We start from the raw sequence: 25420 nt of genomic DNA on the forward strand, positions 1-25420 counted from the left end.
GTAAACAGGACCGGTTTCAAATTCAACGATGTGATGGCTCAGGCTTTATCGAGTGCCTGTTTCAGATCGGCAAGAATGTCATCGATATGTTCGATGCCAATCGACAGGCGGACATAACCGTCCGTCACGCCAGATGAAATACGATCCTGTTCGGAAAGCTGGCTGTGCGTGGTTGTCGCCGGATGAATGGCAAGCGATCTGGTGTCGCCGATATTGGCGACATGATAAAACAGGCCAAGGCTGTTGATGAATTTCTCGCCAGCTTCCTTGCCGCCCGCAAGCTCAAACCCCATCAGCGATCCATATCCGCCCTTAAGATAGGTATCGGCACGGCGGCGGCTTTCACCATCCTGTTTGCCGGGATAGATCACCTTGGTGACCTTTGGATGTGCGGACAGGAAATCGGCGACCTTGGCGCTGTTTTCGCAATGGCGTTCCATACGCAGCGGCAATGTTTCCATGCCCTGAATGGTCTGGAACGAGTTGAATGGCGAGGCGGCCGCACCAACATCACGCAGCAATGTGCAACGCAGCTTGATCGCATAGGCTACCGGGCCAATCGGTTTGACGGCCTGCGTCCAGACCGCACCGTGATAGCTGGGGTCCGGTTCGTTCAGCAACGGGAAGCGTTTTGCATGTTTTTCCCAGTCAAACTTGCCTGAATCGACGACAATCCCGCCGACAGACGTACCGTGGCCAGCGACAAATTTGGTGGTCGAATACATGACAATAGTTGCACCATGATCGATAGGGCGGCACAGCACCGGCGCGGCAGTATTGTCCATAATCAACGGAACACCCAGCTCGTCACCAATATCGGCCACCTCGCGGATGGGGAAAACATGGAGCTTGGGATTCGGCAGGGTTTCGGCGTAATAGGCGCGCGTTTTGTCATCTGTCAGGCGTCGGAAGTTTTCCGGGTCGGATGGATCGGCAAAGCGTACTTCGATTCCCATCTGTTTGAACGTATTGGCAAACAGGTTCCATGTACCGCCATACAAATCCGTCGAACTGACGATATTGTCGCCAGCCTGGGCGATGTTAAGCACGGAAAAAGTTGATGCCGCCTGACCGGAGCCGACGGCAACCGCCGCGGCACCGCCCTCAAGGGCTGTAATGCGCTGTTCCAGCACATCATTGGTCGGGTTCATCAGGCGGGTGTAAATATTGCCAAGCTCCTTGAGGGCAAAGAGATCGGCTGCGTGTTGTGTATCGCGGAACTGGTAGCTGGTCGTTTGATATAACGGTACCGCAACCGAGCCGGTGGCCGGGTCAGCACGATATCCTGCATGTAAAACGATGGTTTCCGGTTTGGATGATCCTGTCATGTCGTTTCCCCTGATTATAGGTTGTATTGATTTCGCGGAAGTAACGCATATTCACACCATGGCGACAAGAAGATGGATGAAAAATCCGCAAATGACGGAATAAGAAAGCCCGATCAGAATACATTCACATAATTCGGTACTGTTATACCGAATGAATTGACAAAGAACCGAATTCACGTTTACGTAAAGGGAAAATACCAAAACATTCAGAGGCGGCGATCCAATGGAATTCAACCTGTCTGAAGACCAGCAGGCATTTGCACAGGCAGCCCGCGATTTCGCGCAAAACGAAATGGCACCCTATGCGGGCGAGTGGGATGCAAAACACATTTTCCCCGAAGAAACCCTTCGCAAGGCGGCTGAACTTGGCTTTGCCGCCATATATACGCGCGAAGATGTCGGGGGGTCGGGCCTTGGCCGCCTGGATGCCGCGGTGATTTTCGAAGAACTGGCAAGCGCATGTCCGTCAACGGCAGCCTATATCTCGATCCACAACATGGCGTGCTGGATGATTGACCGTTTCGGGAATGAAGATCAGCGCCAGAAATATCTTCCGACACTTGTCACCATGGAACATTTCGCCAGTTATTGCCTGACAGAGCCGGGGGCAGGATCGGATGCAGGGGCACTTCGCACCCGTGCTGTTCGCGAAGGAGATCACTATATCCTGAATGGCGAAAAGGCATTTATTTCGGGCGGATCGCGCAGTGATGTTTATATCGTCATGGCGCGAACCGGTGATGACAGTCCGAAGGGCATTTCGACCTTTATCATCCCGAAGGATGCCGAAGGCCTGTCATTTGGCAAGCTGGAAGAAAAAATGGGCTGGAACAGCCAGCCGACATCCGCCGTCATTTTCAGCAACTGCAAAGTTCCGGTCGAAAACCGGTTGGGCGACGAAGGCGAGGGCTTCAAATTCGCCATGATGGGGCTTGATGGCGGACGGCTTAATATCTCGGCCTGTTCTATTGGCGGCGCACGTGCCGCGATGGATCATGCGCGCGATCACATGAGGGTCCGCAAGCAGTTTGGCAAGACACTCGATCAGTTTCAGGCATTGCAGTTCAAATATGCTGACATGGTGACCGAGCTTGAGGCGGCCCGGTTGATGTTGCACAAAGCAGCCTGGAAACTGGACAACAAGGCACCGGATGCAACACAGTTTTGCGCAATGGCGAAACGTTTCGGAACGGATATCGGGTTCAGGGTCTGTAATGAAGCGCTGCAGCTTCACGGTGGATATGGCTATATCCGCGAATATCCGATTGAGAGACTTCTGCGCGATCTTCGGGTTCACCAGATTCTGGAAGGCACCAACGAAATCATGCGCCTGATCATCTCACGTGCCGCGTTAAAGGATTGATTTATGAGCAGCGAAAACGCGACAAGTCCATCGCATGGCAATGAGGCATCCGTTGTTTTCTCGAAAGACGGGGCCATCGGTCATATCCTGTTAAACCGGCCCAAGGCATTGAATGCGCTTGATCTGCCGATGGTTGATGCGATCACAGCCAAACTTCGTGAATGGGAAAACGATGCGACGGTTGTTGCAATCGTGATCGAAGGGGCAGGTGAAAAGGCCTTTTGTGCCGGTGGCGACATTCGCGGACTTTATGACGCGCGAAAACGTGATGACGATGCGCTGCTTGATGCTTTCTATCGGCGGGAATACTACCTGAATAATTACATTGCCACATATCCCAAGCCTTATATTGCCTTGATGAATGGCATTACGATGGGCGGGGGCGTCGGGGTTTCGGTGCATGGGCATTTCCGGGTGGTGACGGAACGCACATTGTTCGCAATGCCGGAAACCGGGATCGGGTTTTTCCCCGATGTCGGGGGCGGATATTTTCTGTCCCGCTGCCCGGGGCAGATCGGCCTCTATCTTGGTTTGACGGGGGCCCGGATAAAGGCCGCAGATTGCCTTTATGCCGACTTGGCAACCCATAATGTAAATAGCGAAAATATTACCGCGCTGAAGTCGGATCTGTCGGCCATAGAAGGCGGGAATGATCCGTTTGTTGCGGTGAAGAAAGTTCTGGATGATCATCATGTAAAAGGTGAAGAGGGGCTTCTGAATACCCTACGCACCGAGATCGACAAGCTGTTTGGTGCCGATACGGTGGCAGATATTTTTGCCGCACTTGATGCGTCTTCGACTGATTTTGCCAAAGAAACGGCCAAAATACTGCGAAGCAAATCGCCAATTGCTGTTTGCGTGACGTTCGAACAGATCCGTCAGGGACGCGACATGACGCTGGAGCAGGATCTGGCGATGGAATTCCGTTTGTCACAGCGCACCGTTCGTATGCCCGATCTGTTCGAAGGGGTTCGTGCGGTGATTGTTGACAAGGATCACAGTCCGAAATGGCAACACGCCGATATTGGTCAGGTCGATCCGCGCGATGTGGCGGCATATTTTGACCTTTTACCTGAAGATAAAGAGTTGAAGTTGCAGTTCTGACTGGTTCTGTAACTGATAGAAATCAAAATAGAATCTCGATCATCGAGAAATCAGAGGAGACTCCAAATGGCGAAAATCGGTTTCATCGGTCTGGGAAATATGGGTGGGCCGATGGCGGCCAACCTGATCAAGGCCGGACACGCGCTGAAGGTTTTTGATTTGTCCGAAGCCGCGGTAAGCAAGGCGGTTACAGAAGGTGCAACCAAGGCATCAACGGTTGCCGACGCTGCAAAGGATGTCGAATTCGTTGTCACGGTTCTTCCTGCTGGCAAACACGTGCTATCGGTTTATGACGGGCCAGATGGCGTGATTGCCAATGCCAAGGCGGGCACTCTTTTGATTGATAGCTCCACCATCGAAGTTGATGCTGCGCGCAAAGCGGCCGAGCTGGCGAAGGCCAAAGGTCTTGGTGCCGTTGACGCGCCGATCTCTGGTGGGGTTGCAGGGGCGACCGCCGGAACTCTGACATTCATGGTCGGCGGCGATGATGGTGATTTTGATCGCGCGAAGCCGGTTCTTGAAGGAATGGGCAGCAATATCATTCACGCAGGCACCAGCGGGGCCGGGCAGGCGGCAAAGATTTGTAACAACATGGTGCTTGGCGTTAGCATGATTGCGGTATCCGAAGCCTTCATGCTTGCCAAGCGTCTGGGACTGGATGCGCAGAAGCTGTTTGATATTTCGTCAAAAGCATCCGGTCAGTGCTGGTCCCTGACGAGTTACTGCCCCGTGCCGGGGCCGGTTCCTACGTCGCCGGCAAATCGCGATTATCAGCCGGGATTTGCTGTGGACATGATGCTCAAAGACCTGAAGCTTGCACAGCAGGCTGCGGCATCGTCTGGTGCGACAACACCAATGGGGGCGTTGGCCGAAAGCCTGTATGCGCTTTATTCAAATAGCGGGAATGGCGGGATGGATTTCTCGGCGATTGTTAAAATGCTGGATGGCGACAAGTAACGTTACGGCATTATGAGGTATGGTATGCAGGCCCGGTATTTGCCGGGCCTGTTTTTTTATGAATACCGTGGCCCGCATTAGTGGTAGATTTGTGCTGGCTAGCGGTCAAGGCACCGATACAGAAATTCCCGGATTGACGAATGACAACAAGAAACAATGCCCCGCGTGAAATCTATTTCGAATTGAGACAGGTTGGAAACTATCTGCGGTGTACGGCAATTGACGGAAAAACGGGAATCGAGGTGACAGTTGCCGGTCCGGTTTCGAGGAATCCGGAGCAACTCAAGCGCGTCGCAGTACAAAAACTTGAATACGTCCTCAATAAGGGATAAAGTATACAATATAAAGAGCGATGCATTCGGTGGCGTTGGTGTTTTATTCTAAGAATGAAATACGATTTGGTGTTTTTGACCAATTTATCAAAGCCGCTTGCAGCCTTCGACCTCATGTGTCTAAGGTTTGCACTCTAATCGCGCTTTTGGATAATGAACCACAATAAGAATGGTCGTGTCCAAAAGCTAGAACCGGGGAAAACCCGATAACAAAAAGACGGAGGCTTCGGAGGTTTGCTAGGGGGCAATGGGGAGACTTGGTCTCATCCAATCAATACAGCTGTATCTTGTTTTGCACCTTCAGCCAGTCGGTCGAAGACCTCGTTTGTCTGTGCCAAATCTAAGGTTGTGCAATGGATTGGGCTTATTTCTTACAACAATTGATCAACGGTCTGACGCTGGGAGCCATCTACGGTTTGATCGCCATCGGCTATACGATGGTTTACGGCATCATCGGTATGATCAACTTCGCGCACGGCGAAATCTATATGCTGGGCGCGTTTCATTCCCTGATCACGTTCCTGATCTGTCAGGCAGCAGGGATTAGCGGTATACTTCCGCTTACACTTCTTTTGATGCTGTTTGTGTCAATGGTACTCACCTCTATCTACGGGTGGGGCGTTGAACGGATTGCATACAGGCCGCTGCGCGGATCATTCCGTCTTGCAGCGCTGATTTCGGCCATCGGCATGTCGATCTTCCTGCAGAACTTCGTTCAGATTTCGCAGGGGGCCCGCGTGAAGCCGATGCAGCCACTGATCGAGGGTGGCATCACCCTGATGGAAAGCCCGAATTTCAACGTTCAGCTCAGCTATATGCAGATCGTCATCATTGTTCTGACCTTCGTGCTAATGGTTGTATTCTCGACGCTGATTGCGAAAACCTCGCTCGGTCGCGCCCAGCGCGCCTGTGAGCAGGATCGCACGATGGCAGGCCTTCTTGGTGTCAACGTTGATCGTACGATCTCCACGACCTTCGTCATGGGTGCAGCCCTTGCAGCGGTCGCTGGCATGATGGTGACCCTGTATTACGGCGTGATCGACTTCTATATCGGCTTCCTTGCCGGTGTTAAGGCCTTCACTGCAGCCGTTCTGGGCGGGATCGGCTCACTTCCGGGCGCGATGCTTGGCGGTTTGCTGATTGGTTTGATCGAAGCGTTCTGGTCGGGCTATCTCACAATCGAATACAAGGACGTTGCAACGTTCGGTATTCTGGTTCTTGTGCTGATTTTCCGTCCGTGGGGTCTGCTTGGTAAGCCGGAGGTCGAGAAAGTCTGATGTCCGCTCTTATCACTTCTTCACGGATTTCCGGTGCAGAGATTGTTAAGGAACTTGCGTTCTTTGCTGTCATTGCACTGCTGATGTCGGTCATGATCCTGGGTGTTGAGACAGTTGACCGTCCAACCGGACTTGAACTGGCCGTTCGCTGGGATCTTGTGATCACCGCGATCATATCGACCATCATTGGCCGACTGGCGTTGATCATTCGCCGCGAAAATATTTCGCGTGTCGGACAGGCTGTCCTGATTACTGTGGCAGCTGTCGCAGTCTTCGAAATGTTTGTCCGCTTCCGCGATATGGATGACCGCTGGGCTTCTCCTGTTTTCATTGATATGGCGTTTAGCAGTGTAACCAGTATCGTTCTGGCCATTGCGTTTATCGCCATCGTCTTTGCAATCGCCTATTTCAGCATGAAAAAGGCAACTGCCGAAGAGGAAGAAAGCGGATCAAAGCTGTCCGCCAAAATCCAGTTGGCTTACCGGACCAACACCAAAAAGATCGGGGCGCTGGGGATTGTATTCTTCATCATCTTCCCGTTCCTGTTTGGTGAAAACCGTTCCGCGATCGATCTTGCAACCCTTGTCATGATCTACATCATGCTGGGTTGGGGCTTGAACATCGTGGTTGGTCTGGCGGGGCTGCTTGACCTTGGCTACGTTGCGTTCTATGCGGTTGGTGCCTATTCCTACGCACTTCTGTCGCAGCATTTTGATCTCAGCTTCTGGCTTTGCCTGCCATTGGCCGGCATTTTCGCCGCAAGCTTCGGGATCATCCTGGGCTTCCCTGTGCTGCGACTGCGCGGGGACTATCTTGCGATTGTTACCCTTGGCTTTGGCGAGATCATCCGTGTTGTCCTGATCAACTGGTATGATCTCACCGGGGGGCCAGACGGCATTTCTTCGATCGAACGGCCGAGTTTCTTTGGGTTCGCCGAGTTTGATCGACGCCTGCCGGAAGGGGTGATGGGCTTCAACGAATTGTTCGGTCTGGACTATTCGACGATGCATCGCCTGATTTTCCTGTATTATCTGATCCTTGTGCTGGCACTGGTGACTGCGTTTGTCACCGTACGACTGCGCAAACTGCCGATCGGTCGTGCATGGGAGGCGTTGCGTGAGGATGAAATCGCCTGCCGTTCGCTGGGTATCAACCCGACAAACACCAAGCTGTCAGCATTTGCCATCGGCGCAATGTTTGGCGGTTTTGCCGGTGCGTTCTTTGCCACCCGTCAAGGCTTCATCAGCCCGGAAAGCTTTACCTTCCTCGAATCTGCCGTGATCCTTGCCATCGTTGTTCTGGGTGGTATGGGCAGTCAGATCGGGGTGGTTCTTGCCGCGATTGTGATGATTGGTTTCCCGGAAATGTTCCGTGAACTGGCCGAATATCGCATGCTGATTTTCGGGGCTGGTATGGTTGCCATCATGTTGTGGCGTCCACGCGGTCTTCTGTCTTTCCGTGACCCGACCATTCTGCTGAATATGAGCAAGAAAGAAAAAGTTGCCGGAGAAGTCAAATGACCGACAACGTACAGCTTGAAGTCGAACATCTCACCATGCGCTTTGGCGGTCTGGTCGCCATTGATGATCTTTCGTTCACCGCAAGAAAGCGCGAGATTACGGCAATTATCGGCCCGAACGGAGCAGGGAAAACCACAGTTTTCAACTGTCTTACCGGGTTCTATGTTCCGACCGAGGGACGTCTGACGCTTTACGCCAATGACGGACCGCGCTTGTTGGAGCGTATGGAAGGTTTCCGTATTCCGCGCAACAACGGCGTTGCACGTACTTTCCAGAATATTCGTCTGTTTACGGGCATGACCGTTCTGGAAAACCTGATTGTCGCGCAGCATAACCAGCTTATGGAGGCATCCGCCTTTTCGCTGGCGGGGCTTTTCAATCTCGGTCGCTATACCAGTGCCGAGAAAGAAGCACTTGAGACAGCCAAGTTCTGGCTTAACAAGGTTGGCCTGTACGAGCAGGCTGACTGGAATGCCGGTAACCTGCCTTATGGTTCCCAGCGTCGTCTCGAGATTGCGCGTGCGATGTGCGTCAATCCTTCCTTGCTGTGTCTCGACGAGCCGGCAGCGGGTCTGAACCCTCGTGAGTCCGCGGAGCTCAACGTTCTGTTGCAAAGCATCCGTGACGATCAGGGGATCGGCCTTTTGCTGATCGAACATGACATGAGCGTCGTCATGAAGATTTCCGATCATGTGATCGTGCTTGATTACGGTAAAAAGATTGCTGACGGCAATCCTGACGAAGTCAAAAACGATCCGGCTGTTATTCGTGCTTACCTCGGCGAGGAAGAAGACGATGAACTGCCGCCGGAAGTCGCTGCCGACCTTCATCTTGATCCGAATGCGTAGCGAGGGAGCAGGTCGATATGTCCATGCTGAAGATTGAAGGTGTTCACACCTTCTATGGCAATATCGAAGCCCTCAAGGGCATTGATATGGAAGTCAACGAAGGCGAGATCGTCACATTGATCGGTGCCAATGGTGCCGGCAAGACAACCTTGCTTATGACATGCTGCGGATCACCGCAGGCGTCCAAGGGGCGTATTCTGTTCGAAGGTCAGGATATCAGTCGCATGCCAACGCATGAGATTTGCCGTCTTGGCATTCAGCAGTCACCCGAAGGGCGCCGGATTTTCCCGCGCATGTCTGTTTATGAAAACCTGCAGATGGGGGCAAGCACCCAGGATCCGAAATATTTCGAAGAGGATCTGGAAATGGTGTTTGATCTGTTCCCGCGTCTGAAGGAACGCATTAACCAGCGTGCTGGCACGATGTCCGGCGGCGAACAGCAGATGCTGGCAATTGGCCGTGCCCTTATGGGACGTCCTCGTCTGCTTTTACTGGACGAACCGTCACTCGGGATTGCGCCGCTTGTCGTGAAACAGATTTTCGAGACGATCAAGAAGATCAATCGCGAGAAGAAAGTAACGGTTTTCCTGGTCGAGCAGAATGCGTTTCACGCACTCAAACTTGCCCATCGCGGTTACGTGATGGTCAACGGCAACATCACTCTCTCGGGTACTGGTGCAGAACTTCTGGCAAATCCGGAAGTTCGGGCAGCTTATCTCGAGGGTGGTCACTAGGAGGACGGATATGGAAGCGATTACAGGTACCAGCATTGGTGTCACGATCGGAATGACCGTCATCCTGATGGGGTTCTGCGCGTTCATGACAGGGCAGGCGATTGCCAACACGTGGCGACCGTTTTACCAGCTTTACCCCTACGCGTTATTGCTGGGGGCAACTGACCGCTTCATGACCTTTGCTCTCTTCGAAGGCGAGTTGCTTTCGTTTTCAGGGTATATCTTCGATACGGTTATCCTGTTTGTGATCATGGCGGCTGCCTTCCGTGTTACACGGGTCAACAAGATGCTGTCACAGTATCCGTGGCTTTACGAGCGTATGGGACCGTTCGGTTTCCGTGCACGCGAAGGAGCAGACGTCTGAACTTTTCGATGGTGACGGCGAACCGTCACCATCGCATTGCTAAATTATTGGCAATGCAGTGTTTAGTACTATTGCACACCAATTCTGGGGTGTTAAAGTACAGGGAGCCGAAACCGGTAATCGACAAAAAAACGAGCCGGTTTAGGGTCCGAAAAAGATGGTTCTGTCATGGTGACGGGACCAACCTTTGGAACAGGGAGACTTCTCTTATGTCGAAAACCAAGCTCGGCCTTCTGGCAACTGCTTCCGCGCTTGTCCTCTCGATGGGTGCAGCAAAAGCAGACATCGTTATCGCGACCGTTGGTCCGATGACCGGCCCGTACGCCGCCTTTGGCGAACAGATGACTCAGGGTGCCCAGAAAGCGGTTGCAGACCTCAATGCTGCCGGTGGCGTTAACGGCGAAAAAGTCGTTCTCGAAATCGGCGATGACGCTTGCGATCCGAAACAGGCTGTTGCTGTTGCAAACCAGCTCGTCAGCAAGGGTGTTGCCCTTGTCGCTGGTCACTTCTGCTCGGGCTCATCGATCCCGGCTTCTGAAGTTTACTTCGAAGAAGGCATCGTGCAGATTTCCCCGGCTTCGACCAACCCGCAGCTGACCGAACGTGACATGGACAACGTTTTCCGTGTTTGCGGTCGTGATGATCAGCAGGGCGAAGTTGCAGGCAAATACCTTGCTGAAAACTATGGCGACAAGAAAATCGCCATCGTTCATGACAAACAGGCTTATTCCAAAGGTCTTGCTGACGAGACCAAGAAAAACCTGAACGCTGCTGGCGTTGAAGAAGTCATGTACGAAGCCATCACCCCGGGCGAGAAAGATTACTCGGCTCTGGTGACCAAGCTGAAATCCGAAGGCGTTGATGTCCTTTACTACGGCGGTTATCACACCGAACTTGGTCTGATCGTTCGTCAGATGCGCAGCCAGGGTCTTGAGACTGTTGCGATTTCGGGTGATGCTCTTAACTCGCTCGAATATTGGTCGATCACTGGCGATGCCGGTGCGGGCACGCTTTTCACCGCCGGTCCGGCGCTTGAAAAAGACCCGCGCAACGCTGAACTCGTAAAATACTTCGAAGGTCAGGGTTACAAGCCGGAAGGTTACACCCTTTACACCTATGGTGCGGTTCAGGCTTGGGCACAGGCAGTTGAAAAAGCCGGTACCACCGACTCTGAAGCTGTTATCGAAGCTCTGCACAGCGGCGATGCATTCGACACCGTTCTTGGTTCAATTTCCTTCGATGCCAAGGGCGATGTTGCTGCACCGGGTTACGTCTTCTATGAATGGAAAGACGGTGGTTACGATTACGCCAACTAATCAGATATTCTGATCGGCAGAAAGCCCGGCATTATGCCGGGCTTTTTTGTTGCTTGCCGGATAGAAGAAAAGCGTCTTCAGATAATCCCGAAGACGCTTTTTCTTTAAGATCAAAAGGGCAGGCGTTTACTTTGCCTTGCGACCCAGACCGATTTTCTTGGCAAACTGCGAACGCTGTTTGGCATAGTTCGGCGCAACCATCGGATAATCTGACGGCAGGCCCCATTTCGCCCGGTATTCTTCCGGGGTCAAGTTATAGGTTGTCCGAAGATGGCGCTTGAGCATTTTGAGCTTTTTGCCGTCTTCAAGGCAAATGATGTAATCATCGCCAATCGATTTGCGGATTGGAACAGCCGGTTTCAACGGCTCTTCTTCTTCAACGGTTTCGACTTCACGCAAATCGTCAAGCGAATTGAAAATCGTCGAAATCAATTCGGGAATCTGTGCAGATGCAATTGCATTGTTGCTGACATAAGCAGAAACGATATCAACAGTCATCTGTAGCAGTTCGTCGCGGTCCAGAACGCTGTTTTCAGCATCGGTCATCTTGAAATAATTCCTTCGTCATTACGAATAGACAATGCTTTTTGCATTATTTCGAAGATATAGTCAAACAAGACTGTTATTCAATATGTCAATTCTACTTAAATTTTATAAACAGGATAAAACTAGGATGGGTGGCAAAGAAGTCGCATCTGAGATCAAAAAAATAGACAATTCGGTTTGATTTGAACGAAGGATGCATGTTTTGTTACATCGATTTTGATCTGGAGTGTGTAGGGCTCTATATATCAAGGTATATATATCATTATTTTTCTTTAATTGACCTGTTTCTAACGTAACTGGTGTGAACATCTTTCCTTAAGTGTAGTAACCTTGTCGGGTTAACACTCAAAAGTTGTCCATCTAAAACTTTAAGCACAAAGGCCGCTGTCCGTTGGCAGTTACGAAGCTATGTGCTAAAAGGCGCTCCAAATTACTGTTTGACGTATTCACCAAGGGCTCGCATATGACAGCCAAGACCATTGCCATCGCTGCCGATCACGGTGGTGTTGAACTCAAATCCCAAATCATCAAATCGCTTGCCGATAATGGCTGGGAAGTGATTGATCTCGGTACTGACGGATCGGCATCGGTCGATTATCCGGATTATGCGCAGGCAGTTGCAAAATCGATTATCAATGGCGATGCGGCGAGCGGCATCCTTGTTTGCGGCTCCGGGATTGGCATGAGCATTGCTGCCAACCGTTATCCGCAAATCCGCGCCGCTTTGGTGCATGACCGACTGTCAGCCGAACTGTGCCGTCAACACAACAACGCCAATGTTCTGTGCCTTGGCGCGCGCCTGCTTGGCGATGCGACGGCACTCGATTGCGTCAACGCATTCGTAACGACTGAATTTGAAGGCGGTCGACACGGACGTCGTGTCGAAAAACTGTCGTCACTTCCTGATTGATTTCTTTCGCCACCTGGCAATAACCCGGTACGGGTTTCGAACTTTGCTGCGTTCGGTCCCGCCACATTGTATCGAGAGGCCCCATAATGTCGTTTAAAGGCTTTTTCTCTACCAGCTTGTCAGAAGCAGATCCGGCCCTGTTCAAATCAGTAACTGACGAACTGGATCGTCAGCAGAACCAGATCGAAATGATCGCCTCCGAGAATATTGTCTCCAAGGCCGTGATCGAGGCACAGGGAACGGTTCTGACCAACAAATATGCCGAAGGTTACCCTTCACGCCGTTACTATGGTGGCTGCGAGTTTGTTGACGTTGCCGAAGAACTTGCAATCAATCGTGCCAAAGAACTGTTCGGTTGCGAATTCGTCAACGTTCAGCCGCATTCGGGCGCACAGGCAAACGGTGCTGTCATGCTGGCGCTTTGCAAACCGGGTGATACCATTCTCGGCATGTCACTTGATGCAGGTGGCCATCTGACCCATGGCGCACGTCCTGCGCTTTCGGGGAAATGGTTCAATGCCATTCAGTATGGCGTACGTGAAGACGACCTGACCCTTGATTATGATCAGGTTGAAGCCCTTGCAGTCGAACATAAACCGACCCTGATCATCGCTGGTGGCTCGGCTATTCCGCGCCAGATTGATTTCAAGCGTTTCCGCGAAATTGCGGACAAGGTTGGTGCGCTGCTGATGGTTGATATGGCGCATTTTGCTGGCCTGGTTGCCGGTGGTGTTCATCCGAGCCCGCTTCCTTATGCAGACGTTGTCACCACCACCACGCATAAAACCCTTCGCGGTCCGCGCGGCGGCATGATCCTGTCGAACAATGTTGAAATTGGCAAAAAGATCAATTCGGCGGTCTTCCCCGGCCTGCAGGGTGGCCCGTTGATGCATGTCATCGCGGCCAAGGCAGTTGCTTTTGGCGAAGCATTGCGTCCGGAATTCAAGGAATACGCCCAGCAGGTTGTCGACAATGCCAAGGCCTTGGCCGAAGTTCTGGTAAAGCGCGGTTTCGATATCGTAACCGGCGGCACCGATACGCACCTGATGCTGGTCGACCTGCGTCCCAAGGGGCTTAAGGGCAATAACGCGGAAGTCGCACTTGAGCGCGCAGGGATCACCTGCAACAAGAACGGCATCCCGTTTGACACCGAAAAGCCTACCATTACCTCGGGCGTTCGTTTGGGTACGCCAGCAGGTACCACGCGCGGCTTTGGTGTTGAGGAATTCAAGCAGATCGGTGAATTGATCGGTGATGTGCTTGACGCCCTTGTCGATAATCCTGATGGCAATGCCCAGGTCGAGAATGCTGTTCGCACCAAGGTCGAAGACCTTTGCAAACGCTTCCCGATCTATGCCTGATCCTTTCAGGAGCGAGTAAAAACAATGCGTTGCCCGTTCTGTGGCCATACAGACACCCAGGTCAAGGACTCCCGTCCGACCGAGGAACATCACGCCATTCGCCGGCGCCGGTTTTGCCCAGCCTGTGGATCGCGTTTCACGACGTTTGAACGTGTTCAGCTCCGTGAATTGATGGTGGTGAAAAAGGACGGGCAACGCGAATTGTTTGATCGTGACAAGCTTGCGCGATCAATCTTTCTTGCCTGCCGCAAACGTCCGATTGAGGACGAGCGTGTCGAAAAGGCGCTGAACGGTATTCAGCGTCGTCTCGAAAGCAGTGGTGAAAGCGACATTTCAACCGACACGATCGGTGAAATGGTGATGGGGGCGTTGATCGCACTCGATCAGGTTGCTTATGTCCGGTATGCTTCGGTGTATAAAAACTTCCGTGAAGCCCGAGACTTCGAACAGTTCGTGGAAAACATGCATGATGGGGAAGAAGGGGCGGACGCAGAGTAATGACAACTCCCGCGTTTTCGGATGATGACCGGCATTTCATGCGGGTCGCTCTAAGCCTGTCAAAACGCGGTCTGGGAAATGTCTGGCCCAACCCGTCCGTCGGGTGTGTCCTGGTTTCACGCCAGGGAACGATTGTCGGGCGCGGCTTCACCAAGCCGGGTGGAAGGCCCCATGCGGAACGTGTTGCTCTGGATGAGGCTGCAGAAAAGGCCCGCAACGCGACGGCCTATGTCACCCTTGAACCCTGCAGCCATTTCGGCGTATCGCCCCCCTGTGCCGCAGGCCTGATTGAGGCCGGTGTTAAACGCGTTGTCAGTGCGCTTGAAGACCCGGATAATCGTGTATCCGGGCGAGGCCACGATATGTTGCGTGATGCGGGCATTATTGTTGATGTCGGACTTTATGGTGACGAAGCGCGTCGTATTAATTCCGGTTTTCTGTCGCGCATTCTGTCCGGGCGTCCGACGGTGACGCTAAAACTTGCATCGACCATGGATGGTCGATCAGCTACAAAATCAGGCGAAAGCAAATGGATAACCGGTAGTGCGGCGCGCGAGCTGGGGCATCTTTTGCGTGCCAATCATGACGCGATCCTTGTCGGTGCGAATACCGTATTGACGGATAACCCGACCCTGACATGCCGTATCGCCGGGCGCTACGAACAATCACCTCTTCGCATCATTCTGGATCGCAAAGGCGAGGTGCCACTGTCGGCTGACATGGTGACAAGTGCCCATAATGTTCCTACCTGGGTCGTGACAACGGATGCACTTTTGCGCGAAGTTTCTGAAAAATTTACAGAAACCGGTGTGAAAGTACTTTCTGCCAGATGCGAAAATGATCATTTCGACCTAAATGACGTGATGAAACGTTTGGGCGAACTGGGGTTGACCCGTGTGCTGGTCGAAAGTGGCGGCATTCTTGCGGCCAGTCTGGTGCAGGATAATCTCGTTGATCGGATTGTCCACTTCAGCGCACCATCCATTATAGGGGCGGATGGGAAGGCAATGATCGCGAATCTTGGTTTTGATCGCCTGTCAGATATATCGATGTTCCAGCGCGTTTCTATTCGCGCAGCAGGCAAGGATATCGTGACAAACTATGAGAAAATAACGGATTAATTGAATGTTCACAGGCATCATCACGGATATAGGTACCGTTCGCAAAATTGAAAAGCGCGGCGATACACGTTTTGAGTTCACGACAGGTTTTGATACTTCCAAAATCGTTCTGGGTGCATCAATTTCCTGCAATGGCGCCTGTATGACCGTGATTGAAACCGGGGCGGACTGGTTTGCCATCGAAGCATCTGCCGAAAGTCTGAGCAAAACGACGATGGGCGACCTTGGCGTCGGATCACGGGTCAATCTGGAACAGGCAACCCGGGTTGGGGACGAGTTGGGCGGCCACATTGTTTCGGGGCATGTCGACGGCGTTGCAATCCTTACGAAACGCCTTTCGGAAGGTGATTCCCTGCGTCTGACATTCGAGGTTCCCGAGGTTTTTGCGAAATATATTGCGTCAAAGGGCTCTGTAACGCTTGAAGGTGTTTCTTTGACGGTCAATGAGGTTGACGAAAACACTTTTGGTATCAATCTGATACCCCATACCCAGACACATACGACGCTGGGATCGAAGCAGCCGGGTGACCGGATCAATTTCGAGATAGACATGCTGGCGCGTTATGTCGCGCGCATGCTGGGGAAGGATTGAATAGCCATGCCACATCGCCACCTTTCGCCGATTGAAGATGTTATTGAAGAAGCCCGTAACGGCCGGATGTTCATCCTTGTCGACGACGAGGATCGCGAGAACGAGGGAGATCTGGTTATTCCCGCGCAAATGGCGACACCCGATGCCGTGAACTTCATGGCAACTCATGGCCGTGGGCTTATTTGTCTGACGCTTGAATCCGAACGGTGCGATCATCTTGGCCTGCCTTTGATGAGCGCGCGAAACGGTACACGACATGAAACGGCATTCACCGTTTCGATAGAGGCGGCAACCGGCGTCACAACAGGGATATCCGCCCCGGACAGAGCCAGAACAATTTCTGTAGCGATCGATCCAAAATCAACGGCGGATGATATCGTAACCCCAGGGCACATCTTTCCGCTTCGTGCGCGTCCGGGTGGGGTTCTGGTCCGTGCCGGCCATACCGAGGCATCGGTTGATATTTCCCGGCTGGCGGGGCTCAATCCGTCTGGTGTCATCTGCGAGATCATGAGCGAAAGCGGCGAAATGGCGCGTTTGCCAGAACTCGTTGAATTTGCCCAAAAGCATAATTTGAAAATTGCGCAGATTGCCGATTTGATCCGCTATCGACGGAAGCACGAAAAGGTCGTTCAGCGCAAGGCGACAACCAAAATCAATTCGCTGCATGGTGGCGAGTTTGAGCTTAATCTTTATGTAAACAATATCACCTATGCGGAACATATCGCGCTTGTTAAAGGCGATATTTCTGATGGTGCACCAGTCCTTACACGCGTCCATGCCCTGAATGTTCTTGAAGATGTACTTGGCGACCGGCAGGGAAGCCACGGTGGTGAATTGCAGGCCGCAATGCGCCAGATCGGTGAGGAGGGACGCGGTGTGATCGTTCTGATCCGTGAACCGCGACCCAATACGCTTTCATCATCGATTGCAAAACTGATCGAACGGCACGGTGGCGATGGCGAGGCACTTCGTCAGGAAATCGCGAAAACCGCTGGCGACTCTGATTTGCGCGATTATGGTGTGGGGGCGCAAATCTTGCTGGATTTGGGTATTCACGACATGATTTTGCTTTCAAACACCAAAAGACACATCGTAGGACTTGACGGGTTCGGTCTAAATCTGGTTGATCAGCGTCCGCTTGTCGTCTCGGAGGAATAAAACATGAGTAACGGTCCGCACATCCTGATCGTTGATGCGCCTTATTACACCCACATCGTCGAAGATCTGGTCAAAGGGGCTGCGTCGACTCTGGAAGCTGGTGGTGCGACTTGGGACCGGCTTTCTGTTTCCGGTGCCTTCGAAGTTCCGATAGCAATTCGCTATGCCGTACAGTCGATGGCTGACCTTGCAACGGGCCCTCGGTATGATGGCTATCTTGCTCTCGGGTGTGTTATCCGCGGTGAAACCACGCATTACGATCACATCTGCGAAGAAGCCAACCGTGCCTTGATGCAGCTTTGCCTTGATTATCGTCTGGCGATCGGCAATGGCATCCTGACTGTTGAAAATGAAGCCCAGGCACTTGCACGTGCCAAGGCCGATCAGAAGAATAAAGGGGGCGAGGCCGCCCGCGCCGTTCTTCGTATGATCGAAGTTCAAAACCACTTTGGAATACATCACAAGTAATGACCGATAAACCCAAGGCTTCAGCCGCCCAACGACGCAGTGCCGCGCGTTTTGCTGCCATTCAGGCGCTTTATCAGGCCGAGCTTTCACAGCTTTCGGCCGGTGACGTCGTGCGTGAATACTCCGACTTCCGCCTTGATGGCGAAGGTGTTCGCGACCTTGACGAGCCGAATGACAACCTTATTGACCCGGATCGCGTTTTTTTTGCCGATCTGGTTCAGGGGGTCACCGCACGTACCGTCGACATTGACGGATTGATCGATTCAGCTTTGGAAAAAGGCTGGACCACCAAGCGTCTTGAAACCGTTTTGCGCAGTATCCTAAGGGCGGGAACCTACGAGTTGATGATGCGTGAAGACGTTCCGATGCGTGTCGTCATCACCGAATACGTGGATGCGGCCCATTCGTTCTTTGACGAAACCGAGCCGAAGCTGGTGAATGCTGTTCTTGACCGGATCGGCAAAACGCTTCGTGCAGGTGAAACCGGACAGCAATAATATGGCAGGGCGGTCAGGAGAGTTTGATCTGATCGCGCGTCATTTTGCGCCAATCGCGCAAAAGTCAAAAGCCGCATTGTCTCTTATGGACGATGCGGCTGTTTTGTCCGTGCCCGATGGGCAGGAACTGGTGATAACGGTTGATGCTCTTGTTGCCGATGTCCATTTCCGAAGCCAGGACGACCCGGCCGATATTGCGCGCAAGGTAATGCGTGTTAACCTGTCTGATATTGCCGCAATGGGGGCATCCCCATTGGGCGTCGTATTGACAGCAGGATATAACCGGGATTTGTCCGAAGATTGGATCGCGGAATTTGCGAACGGTTTGGGACAAGATTGCGATGCCTTCAACGCACCACTTCTGGGCGGCGATACCGTTGGCACACCTGGTCCTACATTCTTTAGCCTGACAGCATTTGGTGCGGTACCGATAGGTAGGGCGCTCCGCCGTAATGCGGCCAAACCTGGTGATCTGATTGCGGTCACGGGTACCTTGGGGGATGGCGCACTTGGCTTGAAGGTTCTGCAGGGCGATTTAAGCAGCCTTGATCACGAAGATGCCGCGTTTCTGACATCGCGATACTGGGTGCCTCAGCCACGTTTGGAAATCGGTCGAAAATGCGTAGCTGCCAACCGACGGTATGCCGCTATGGATATTTCAGACGGACTGGCGGGGGACTGCCGAAAAATTTGCGCCGCATCCAATGTCGGTATGACCTTTGATCAAGAACGGATTCCACTTTCAAAGGCCGCCCGAAATGCGGTGCAGAATGATCCCGCACTTTGGAATGCGGTATTTTGTGGCGGTGATGATTACGAACTTCTGATTTGTGCAGATCCCAATGAAATCAAAAGACTGGGTGATGATGTTGCAATTGTTGGTGAAGTCACAAATCGAAGCGGGCAGGTTGATCTGATTGGTATGGATAAAAAAATGGCCGAACTCGCAAAGGGCGGGTTCGACCATTTTGGATACTAAGCGGACTTATTTCGTTTCGCTGAAGCGACCAAGGTTGCCAAACAACTGCTGCAGGATTGTGATTTCCTTGCCTGCAGTTGGCGTGATCCGGTCGGTAGGAATGACCGGCTTTCCGTCTTCAAGGTCATATTCGCTAAGAATATCAACCCGGTTTGCGGCATCAAAACTGATCAGAACGACTTTCTGTTCGACAACATCCGGTTCGAGAAAGGCAATTGTTTCTGTCCTGCGCGAAATATAAAGCCAAACATTTTCATCGAATGCCGCAACGCTGGATGGTGATCCCAAAAGGTCGGTGACATCACCCTTGGTCGATTCCCCGATCACGATCTGTTCGAGTGCTTCCGGTTCGGGGGCATTGCCGCGCGTCGCAATACGCGGGCTGCAGGCAGAAACGACTGCCATTGCCAGTCCGGCCAGCATCAGAAGGGAAATGCGTGTTGTTCTTTTATGCATGGAACTCACCAGAGCGATCCGCTAGTTGAAATCAATAAGGAATTGCCTTGAGTTTCAGCGCTGGGCGCATGATATTGCCGGGCAATGGTGGGGCAGTATCGCCCCGGGAAATTTACGGCATTCTGCGTGCCATGGCTGGAATGTCAACGAAGGAGTGTTGCTGTTGTTCGGCTGGTTGAAGAAAAAAGACCGCAAACAAAGTGCAGCCTTTGCGCTTTACACCAGGATGGTCGAGCAGGCGCGAAACCCTGTATTCTATACACGTCTTGGCGTTGCTGACACGATGGAAGGCCGGTTTGACCTGATTCTGGTGCATGCGTTCGTTCTGTTTCGACGTCTGAAAAAAGACAATGAAAGCCGGGAACTGGCACAGGAAATATTTGACGTGATGTTTTCCGACCTCGATCAGAATATGCGTGAGATGGGAATTGGTGACGTCGGAATCCTTAAACGCATCCGGAAAATGTCGGAGTCCTATCACGGTCGCATCGTCGCCTACGAGGAAGGCGTGCAAACTGGCGCCATAGAACTTGCAGCCGCCCTTAACCGCAATCTGTACGCAGATAATGACGCAAGCGACGCACAATTGATGGCCATGGTTGGCTATATCAATGATGCCCTTGCAAATCTTGATCGTCAGAAAACCGAAGAATTACACAACGGCGTCATTCATTTTCCGGCCGTGCCGGAGATCGCTGTTGCACAAACCGAATAGAAAGAGGCCCAAATGCCTGAGCAAATCGCACCTGAGTTTTCCCGTATCGTCAACACTGACGAACAGGTCGGGAAAAAGAACAAAATCGAGATTGAAGCGAACGAAAAAGAGTGTGCTGCACTTGCTGAACGCTTCGAACTGATTGCGATCAACAGTTTGAAGGCGACCCTGACAATCACGACGGCAGGCAACGGCGAAGTCACCCTGCGTGGTCCAATGCATGCCGATATTATTCAGCGTTGTGTCGCAACCCTGGAACCGGTTCCCGAGATTGTCGAAGACGAGGTGGAAGTTCTGTTTTCGCCGCATATTTCCGAAGATGATCTTCCGTCGAATCCCGATGATCTGGATGATCTTTCCGAAGAGGAACTTATGGCTCTTCTTGATCAGCCAGAGCCATTGGTTGATGGCAAAATTGATGTTGGCGAAGTCGTTTCGCAGTTTCTTGCCGTGGCTATGGGCCCTTACCCCCGCAAGGATGGTGCAAAAGTCGCCGACGTGGTCAAATCCGAGGATGACGAAGAAGAGCGTCCGAACCCGTTTGCCAAACTTGCGGGCCTTAAGGAACAGCTCGAGAAGAAAAACTAAATTACCATTCTGGTTGCGTGTTTCGTCATGTAAGATATCGCTGAAATGCCGGTCGTTACCGGCATTTCACGCTTTTGAGCGAAAATACGGACCGAAAGCAGAACGGGACTGGCTTTGGGCTGCATATCGGCTTTACCTTGTATCTGGCTGAGAATTCCGGTAATTACGGGCGTTCCGGCATGCCGAAGACAAGTTTCGCCGATTGGCAAGCCTGCCGGTAGATTCCGGTTCAGATGTTTTAGAACAACCATAAGAGAATACATTGCCTGAACAGGTCTGCATATCACTTGACGCGATGGGAGGAGACCACGCGCCCGAGATGGTCGTGGCGGGTGCAGAAATTGCCCTGAAGCGGTTGCCTCATCTTAAATTTTTGATGTTTGGGGATGAAGCGCGGATCAAACCGCTGCTCGCCAAATATCCGGGTCTTGAGGCCGTCACTGAAGTTCGTCACGCCTCGCAAGAGGTGACAATGGATGACAAGCCGTCAGTTGCCTTGCGGCAGCGGCGGGATTCCAGTATGCGGCTGGCCATCAATGCCGTCAAAGAGGGCGATGCACAGGGTGTCGTATCTGCTGGCAATACCGGCGCACTGATGGCAATGGCAAAATTTGTCCTTAAAACGGTTCGTGGCATCGATCGCCCGGCCATCGCGACCTATATGCCAACCCAACGTGGCGAAACCGTCATGCTCGATCTTGGTGCCAACATCGAATGCGATGAAAACAACCTGGTGCAGTTCGCGCTGATGGGCGAGGTTTTCGCACGCATCCTGTTTGGCATTGAAAAGCCGTCTGTCGGTCTGCTCAATGTCGGGATTGAAGAACTCAAAGGTAATGAGTCTGTCAAAAAAGCCGCGGCCATACTTCGCGAAATCGATCTTCCGATCCGTTTCGAAGGGTTTGTCGAAGGTGATGATCTGGCCAAAGGTACGGTGGATGTGATCGTTACTGATGGTTTCACCGGTAACGTTGCACTTAAAACCGCCGAAGGAACTGCACGTTTGCTGGTGCATTTTCTGCGCGAAACTTTCAAAAGCTCATTCTGGGCGAAGGTTGGCTATCTGTTGGCTCGTCGCTCATTGCAGCGTTTCCGTGAACGGATGGATCCGCGCCGTTACAATGGTGCGATGCTGCTTGGCCTGAACGGGATTGCGGTGAAGAGCCACGGTGGCACCGATGCGCTGGGATTCTCGAATGCCATTGGCGTTTGCCATGACCTCATCGCCAACCGGCTAAATGAAACAATCAAGGGCGAACTTGCTGCCTTCGAAGAAGCAATATCCAAAGCGCCTATCGATGAGGAAACCATCGCCCTCGCAGCTGGCCAGGCCGACTGATACTGTCCCAACTATTCCCACTAAAACTGGCGGTTCTTAAATCATGACTGTTCGTTCTCGCATTATTGGTTGCGGATCATATCTTCCTTCGAATGTTGTAACCAATGATGAGCTGGCAAAGCGCGTCGATACGTCTGATGAGTGGATCGTTGCCAGGACTGGAATACGCCAGCGCCACGTAGCTGCGGAGGGTGAAACTACCAGTGATCTGGCGGTTGCGGCTGCCACGCGCGCTATGGAGCATGCGGGTGTAACTGCAGCCGATATCGACATGATCATTGTTGCGACGGCAACACCCGATAATACTTTCCCGGCCACGGCCACAAAGGTTCAGCATCGTCTTGGTGTTGTCGGTTTTGCGTTTGATGTTCAGGCGGTCTGCTCGGGCTTTGTCTATGCACTGACCACCGCCGATATGTATATTCGCAACGGTCAGGCAAAAACTGTTCTTGTGATCGGGGCCGAGACATTTTCTCGCATTCTTGATTGGGAAGACCGCCGTACATGCGTTTTGTTCGGTGATGGGGCTGGCGCAGTTGTTCTTCAGGCTGTCGAAGGGCAGGGAACGATCAAGGATCAGGGTATTCTTGCAAGTCGGCTGCATTCGGATGGCAGCAAATACGAACTTCTTTATGTTAATGGCGGCCCGTCTTCAACGCAGACCGTGGGGTATCTTCAGATGGAAGGCAAAGAAGTCTTCCGTCATGCTGTGACCAATCTTGCTGGTGTTATTCGTGAAGTTCTTGCTGATACAGGGCTGGAAGCATCGGATATTGACTGGCTGGTCCCGCATCAGGCGAACCGTCGCATTCTGGATAGCACCGCCAAAAAGTTCGGTATTTCCGAAGATAAAGTGGTGATCACAGTTGATCGTCACGCAAACACATCAGCAGCGTCGATTCCCCTGGCACTGGCAGAAGCGGTTCATGATGGACGTATTCAGCGCGGTGACATTGTTATTCTGGAAGCAATGGGCGGCGGCTTTACCTGGGGTGCAGCACTCGTGCGATGGTAAAGCAGAAATTTCCCTGCAATATCCCTTAAAAACAAAGCATTTGCTTAAAAAGCACAACATTCTGCCTTAAAGCAATGTATCCTGTTGATATTGACTGATTTCGCTACCAGATATAGCCTTGTGTATAAAGTCCCGTTTTAAGGAGGCGGACAGTTATGTCGGAAGCTACGATTACCCGCGCGGATCTCGCCGAAGCCGTTTATCAGGAAGTCGGTTTGTCGCGTAACGAGTCCGCCCAGTTGCTGGAAACGGTACTCGATGAAATTTCTTCTGCACTGATCAAAGACGAAGTCGTCAAGATTTCCTCCTTTGGCAGTTTCTCTGTCCGTCAGAAAGGGCAGCGCATCGGTCGTAACCCCAAAACGGGCGAAGAAGTACCGATCCTGCCACGCAAGGTACTTGTGTTCCGGCCGTCGCAGGTGCTGAAAGCACGCATTAACGCTTAAGAACCGAACTCATGAAAAATCACTTGGGGGCTGTGGCGGATAACCGCCGCACAGCAAAGTCTGACTCTGCGTTTCGTACAATTAGCGAAGCAGCAAAAGAACTGGGCCTGCAGCAGCATGTCCTGCGTTTTTGGGAATCCAAGTTTCCCCAGATCAAGCCGATGAAACGTGCGGGCGGGCGTCGTTACTACCGCCCGGAAGACTTGGTGTTACTGGCAGATATCCGTTCTTTGCTCCATGATCAGGGATATACGATCAAGGGCGTGCAAAAGCTGCTGGATCAGCACAAAGGAAAGTTGCCTTCCGAAATTGCAGTTGCTTCTTTGACGGAAACCGCTGATCTCGCTTCGGATCAAATACAACCTCCTGTCGCAGTGTCTGGCAACGTAACCGCATCCGATAAAATTGCTCTGACGAACCTTTTGGGTGAATTGGAAGACCTGCAGGGCATCCTTAAGTCGGCCTTGGGGCAGGCGGAAAAAAATACGTAAAAACCATTTGCGTCTTTGGGCTTGCGCGGCTATTTATCGAGCCGCGCCAAACGGCGCATTTACGGTCGGAGCGTGGCGCAGCCTGGTAGCGCACCTGCATGGGGTGCAGGGGGTCGGAGGTTCGAATCCTCTCGCTCCGACCAATTTAATCTCTCTCAAAATTTGATTTGAACCCTGTTGTCCTGTCGAGGCTACAGCGTAAATCGCGCAAGCATGTCCAAGACGTCATTATCACCAAATCGGAACAGAATTATTTCGCCTGAGCTTGGATAAACACCGGTCAATGCGGTAATGTTCACCTGATGGGTGATCAACAGGGCATTGCTGTGTTTGGGAAGTGCGCGAAGTCGGTCAATGATTTGATCTATTATGCCCTGTTATCTGTAACGGAGGTAGCAACCCGACGGCCTTCATCCGTCAGTTTGCAGATCAGCCAATCCGGTTTTATCGGGTTATCGAACCATGGTGCAGCCCATCCGTGATCGATGCAGCTTTTGACCGTTTTTTCACTAATCTGTTTGCCGTTGGTATCAAAAAGCGGCAGCTTTCCGCCAGGCTGGCTTAGGCCGCGGCGCAACCAATCGAGTTGTACCTGTGTCGGTTTCACCTGCTTTTTCCCCGTCATAGCGCCTTTGGACAGGATGTCGTGCCCGGTTGGCGTAATGTAATGACCAAGCTATATATTGCAGTTAAGTGTGACGGATAATCAACCGGGGAGCAATCATGATGACGAACGATCCCTTCGAGCAGAGCGATATGGTGTTTCTTTACGTGACGGTGCCAGATATGGAAGTCGCACGCGTGATCGCAGGTGGTGCCGTCCGAGAGCGATTTGCGGCCTGTGCAAACATTTTACCGCAAATGGTCGCGGTCTATGAATGGGACGACGACATTGAGGAAGAAAATGAAATGATCGTCATTTTGAAAACGAGGTCTTCGGTGGCGAAGGACCTTGCCGGCTGGATCGCCGATCACCATCCATACGAGGTTCCTTGTATCCTTGAGATTCCCCTTGGCAGAGGAAACGCCCCGTATGTGAATTGGTTGCGAAATCAGGTTAATAAAGCAAAAGCCCCGAAGTGATTGCATAGGGA

28 protein-coding genes and 1 tRNA gene are annotated in these 25420 nt (G+C 52.2%); 26 read left to right on the forward strand and 3 right to left on the reverse strand.

Annotation, left to right across the window (positions count from 1 at the left end; all coding sequences use genetic code 11):
- Positions 1-38: 38 nt before the first annotated feature.
- The gene (locus tag J7395_RS14810) at positions 39-1328 is read right to left on the reverse strand and encodes a PLP-dependent transferase (protein WP_209222033.1); all 1290 of its coding nucleotides are present in this window, start codon (positions 1326-1328) and stop codon (positions 39-41) included.
- 223 nt (positions 1329-1551) lie between these two features.
- On the opposite strand from J7395_RS14810, the gene J7395_RS14815 reads away from it, so the two are divergent.
- From J7395_RS14815 to J7395_RS14855, 9 genes are all read left to right on the forward strand, one after another.
- A complete protein-coding gene (locus J7395_RS14815; RefSeq protein ID WP_209222035.1) occupies positions 1552-2691 on the forward strand; it encodes an isobutyryl-CoA dehydrogenase in 1140 nt (379 codons plus the stop codon).
- A gap of 3 nt (positions 2692-2694) precedes the next feature.
- Positions 2695-3795 (forward strand): enoyl-CoA hydratase/isomerase family protein, encoded by a 1101-nt coding sequence (locus J7395_RS14820; RefSeq protein WP_209222037.1) that lies wholly within the window; start codon positions 2695-2697, stop codon positions 3793-3795.
- A gap of 66 nt (positions 3796-3861) precedes the next feature.
- Positions 3862-4752 (forward strand): 3-hydroxyisobutyrate dehydrogenase, encoded by an 891-nt coding sequence (gene mmsB, locus J7395_RS14825; protein WP_209222046.1) that lies wholly within the window; start codon positions 3862-3864, stop codon positions 4750-4752.
- 685 nt (positions 4753-5437) lie between these two features.
- Entirely contained in the window at positions 5438-6361 is a 924-nt protein-coding gene (locus tag J7395_RS14830; protein ID WP_062948757.1) for a branched-chain amino acid ABC transporter permease, read from the forward strand.
- Positions 6361-7881, forward strand: a complete 1521-nt coding sequence (gene livM / locus J7395_RS14835) for a high-affinity branched-chain amino acid ABC transporter permease LivM (RefSeq protein WP_062958494.1) — start codon at positions 6361-6363, stop codon at positions 7879-7881. Before J7395_RS14830 ends, livM begins: the two co-directional genes overlap by 1 nt.
- Positions 7878-8729 carry an ABC transporter ATP-binding protein gene (locus J7395_RS14840; RefSeq protein WP_062948761.1) on the forward strand — a complete coding sequence of 284 codons (852 nt, stop codon included), beginning with the start codon at positions 7878-7880 and terminating at the stop codon, positions 8727-8729. The genes livM and J7395_RS14840 overlap by 4 nt, the downstream gene beginning before the upstream one ends.
- A gap of 23 nt (positions 8730-8752) precedes the next feature.
- On the forward strand, positions 8753-9463 hold the full coding sequence (locus J7395_RS14845) for an ABC transporter ATP-binding protein (RefSeq protein WP_007089524.1): 711 nt from the start codon (positions 8753-8755) through the stop codon (positions 9461-9463).
- A 10-nt stretch (positions 9464-9473) separates the two neighbouring features.
- The gene (locus tag J7395_RS14850; protein ID WP_062948763.1) at positions 9474-9827 is read left to right on the forward strand and encodes a DUF6867 family protein; all 354 of its coding nucleotides are present in this window, start codon (positions 9474-9476) and stop codon (positions 9825-9827) included.
- Between the two features lie 209 nt (positions 9828-10036).
- On the forward strand, positions 10037-11143 hold the full coding sequence (locus tag J7395_RS14855; RefSeq protein ID WP_062948765.1) for a branched-chain amino acid ABC transporter substrate-binding protein: 1107 nt from the start codon (positions 10037-10039) through the stop codon (positions 11141-11143).
- Between the two features lie 126 nt (positions 11144-11269).
- Here the strand turns inward: J7395_RS14855 and J7395_RS14860 are convergent, their stop codons facing one another.
- Complete coding sequence (locus tag J7395_RS14860; RefSeq protein WP_062948767.1) at positions 11270-11689, reverse strand: MucR family transcriptional regulator; 420 nt, start codon at positions 11687-11689, stop codon at positions 11270-11272.
- A 463-nt stretch (positions 11690-12152) separates the two neighbouring features.
- On the opposite strand from J7395_RS14860, the gene rpiB reads away from it, so the two are divergent.
- The 9 genes from rpiB (at position 12153) to thiL (ending at position 19276) form a co-directional block, all read left to right on the forward strand.
- Entirely contained in the window at positions 12153-12599 is a 447-nt protein-coding gene (gene rpiB, locus J7395_RS14865) for a ribose 5-phosphate isomerase B (protein WP_062948769.1), read from the forward strand.
- A gap of 86 nt (positions 12600-12685) precedes the next feature.
- Positions 12686-13960, forward strand: a complete 1275-nt coding sequence (gene glyA, locus J7395_RS14870) for a serine hydroxymethyltransferase (RefSeq protein ID WP_062958496.1) — start codon at positions 12686-12688, stop codon at positions 13958-13960.
- A gap of 24 nt (positions 13961-13984) precedes the next feature.
- Positions 13985-14458, forward strand: a complete 474-nt coding sequence (gene nrdR / locus J7395_RS14875) for a transcriptional regulator NrdR (protein WP_062948773.1) — start codon at positions 13985-13987, stop codon at positions 14456-14458.
- Positions 14458-15579 (forward strand): bifunctional diaminohydroxyphosphoribosylaminopyrimidine deaminase/5-amino-6-(5-phosphoribosylamino)uracil reductase RibD, encoded by a 1122-nt coding sequence (gene ribD, locus J7395_RS14880; RefSeq protein WP_209222048.1) that lies wholly within the window; start codon positions 14458-14460, stop codon positions 15577-15579. Before nrdR ends, ribD begins: the two co-directional genes overlap by 1 nt.
- 4 nt (positions 15580-15583) lie before the next feature.
- Positions 15584-16171: a riboflavin synthase gene (locus tag J7395_RS14885; protein WP_209222050.1), complete on the forward strand. Its 588-nt coding sequence runs from the start codon at positions 15584-15586 to the stop codon at positions 16169-16171.
- A gap of 6 nt (positions 16172-16177) precedes the next feature.
- A complete protein-coding gene (ribB, locus tag J7395_RS14890) occupies positions 16178-17332 on the forward strand; it encodes a 3,4-dihydroxy-2-butanone-4-phosphate synthase (protein ID WP_062958499.1) in 1155 nt (384 codons plus the stop codon).
- 3 nt (positions 17333-17335) lie between these two features.
- The gene (gene ribH / locus J7395_RS14895) at positions 17336-17800 is read left to right on the forward strand and encodes a 6,7-dimethyl-8-ribityllumazine synthase (protein WP_062948783.1); all 465 of its coding nucleotides are present in this window, start codon (positions 17336-17338) and stop codon (positions 17798-17800) included.
- The gene (gene nusB, locus J7395_RS14900; protein ID WP_209222052.1) at positions 17800-18297 is read left to right on the forward strand and encodes a transcription antitermination factor NusB; all 498 of its coding nucleotides are present in this window, start codon (positions 17800-17802) and stop codon (positions 18295-18297) included. The genes ribH and nusB overlap by 1 nt, the downstream gene beginning before the upstream one ends.
- Positions 18239-19276: a thiamine-phosphate kinase gene (thiL, locus tag J7395_RS14905; protein ID WP_247742193.1), complete on the forward strand. Its 1038-nt coding sequence runs from the start codon at positions 18239-18241 to the stop codon at positions 19274-19276. The genes nusB and thiL overlap by 59 nt, the downstream gene beginning before the upstream one ends.
- A 6-nt stretch (positions 19277-19282) precedes the next feature.
- On the opposite strand, the gene bamE is transcribed toward thiL, so the two are convergent.
- Entirely contained in the window at positions 19283-19732 is a 450-nt protein-coding gene (bamE, locus tag J7395_RS14910; RefSeq protein ID WP_062948789.1) for an outer membrane protein assembly factor BamE, read from the reverse strand.
- A gap of 163 nt (positions 19733-19895) precedes the next feature.
- On the opposite strand from bamE, the gene J7395_RS14915 reads away from it, so the two are divergent.
- The 8 genes from J7395_RS14915 (at position 19896) to cutA (ending at position 25409) form a co-directional block, all read left to right on the forward strand.
- Entirely contained in the window at positions 19896-20447 is a 552-nt protein-coding gene (locus J7395_RS14915) for a ubiquinol-cytochrome C chaperone family protein (protein WP_209222054.1), read from the forward strand.
- Between the two features lie 12 nt (positions 20448-20459).
- Positions 20460-21035, forward strand: coding sequence for a YceD family protein (locus tag J7395_RS14920; protein ID WP_209222056.1), 576 nt, complete (start codon positions 20460-20462; stop codon positions 21033-21035).
- A gap of 262 nt (positions 21036-21297) precedes the next feature.
- Positions 21298-22374 carry a phosphate acyltransferase PlsX gene (gene plsX / locus J7395_RS14925; protein ID WP_062948797.1) on the forward strand — a complete coding sequence of 359 codons (1077 nt, stop codon included), beginning with the start codon at positions 21298-21300 and terminating at the stop codon, positions 22372-22374.
- A gap of 43 nt (positions 22375-22417) precedes the next feature.
- A complete protein-coding gene (locus tag J7395_RS14930; protein WP_114121953.1) occupies positions 22418-23389 on the forward strand; it encodes a beta-ketoacyl-ACP synthase III in 972 nt (323 codons plus the stop codon).
- A 155-nt stretch (positions 23390-23544) separates the two neighbouring features.
- Positions 23545-23835, forward strand: a complete 291-nt coding sequence (locus J7395_RS14935; protein ID WP_007089542.1) for an integration host factor subunit alpha — start codon at positions 23545-23547, stop codon at positions 23833-23835.
- Positions 23836-23846: 11 nt separating this feature from the next.
- A complete protein-coding gene (locus J7395_RS14940) occupies positions 23847-24326 on the forward strand; it encodes a MerR family transcriptional regulator (RefSeq protein ID WP_114121954.1) in 480 nt (159 codons plus the stop codon).
- A 66-nt stretch (positions 24327-24392) separates the two neighbouring features.
- Positions 24393-24469, forward strand: a tRNA-Pro gene (locus tag J7395_RS14945).
- Between the two features lie 580 nt (positions 24470-25049).
- Positions 25050-25409, forward strand: a complete 360-nt coding sequence (gene cutA / locus J7395_RS14950) for a divalent-cation tolerance protein CutA (RefSeq protein WP_231858137.1) — start codon at positions 25050-25052, stop codon at positions 25407-25409.
- Positions 25410-25420 lie beyond the last annotated feature (11 nt).

Source organism: Thalassospira sp. A3_1 (assembly GCF_017744215.1).
Classification (GTDB): domain Bacteria; phylum Pseudomonadota; class Alphaproteobacteria; order Rhodospirillales; family Thalassospiraceae; genus Thalassospira; species Thalassospira lucentensis_A.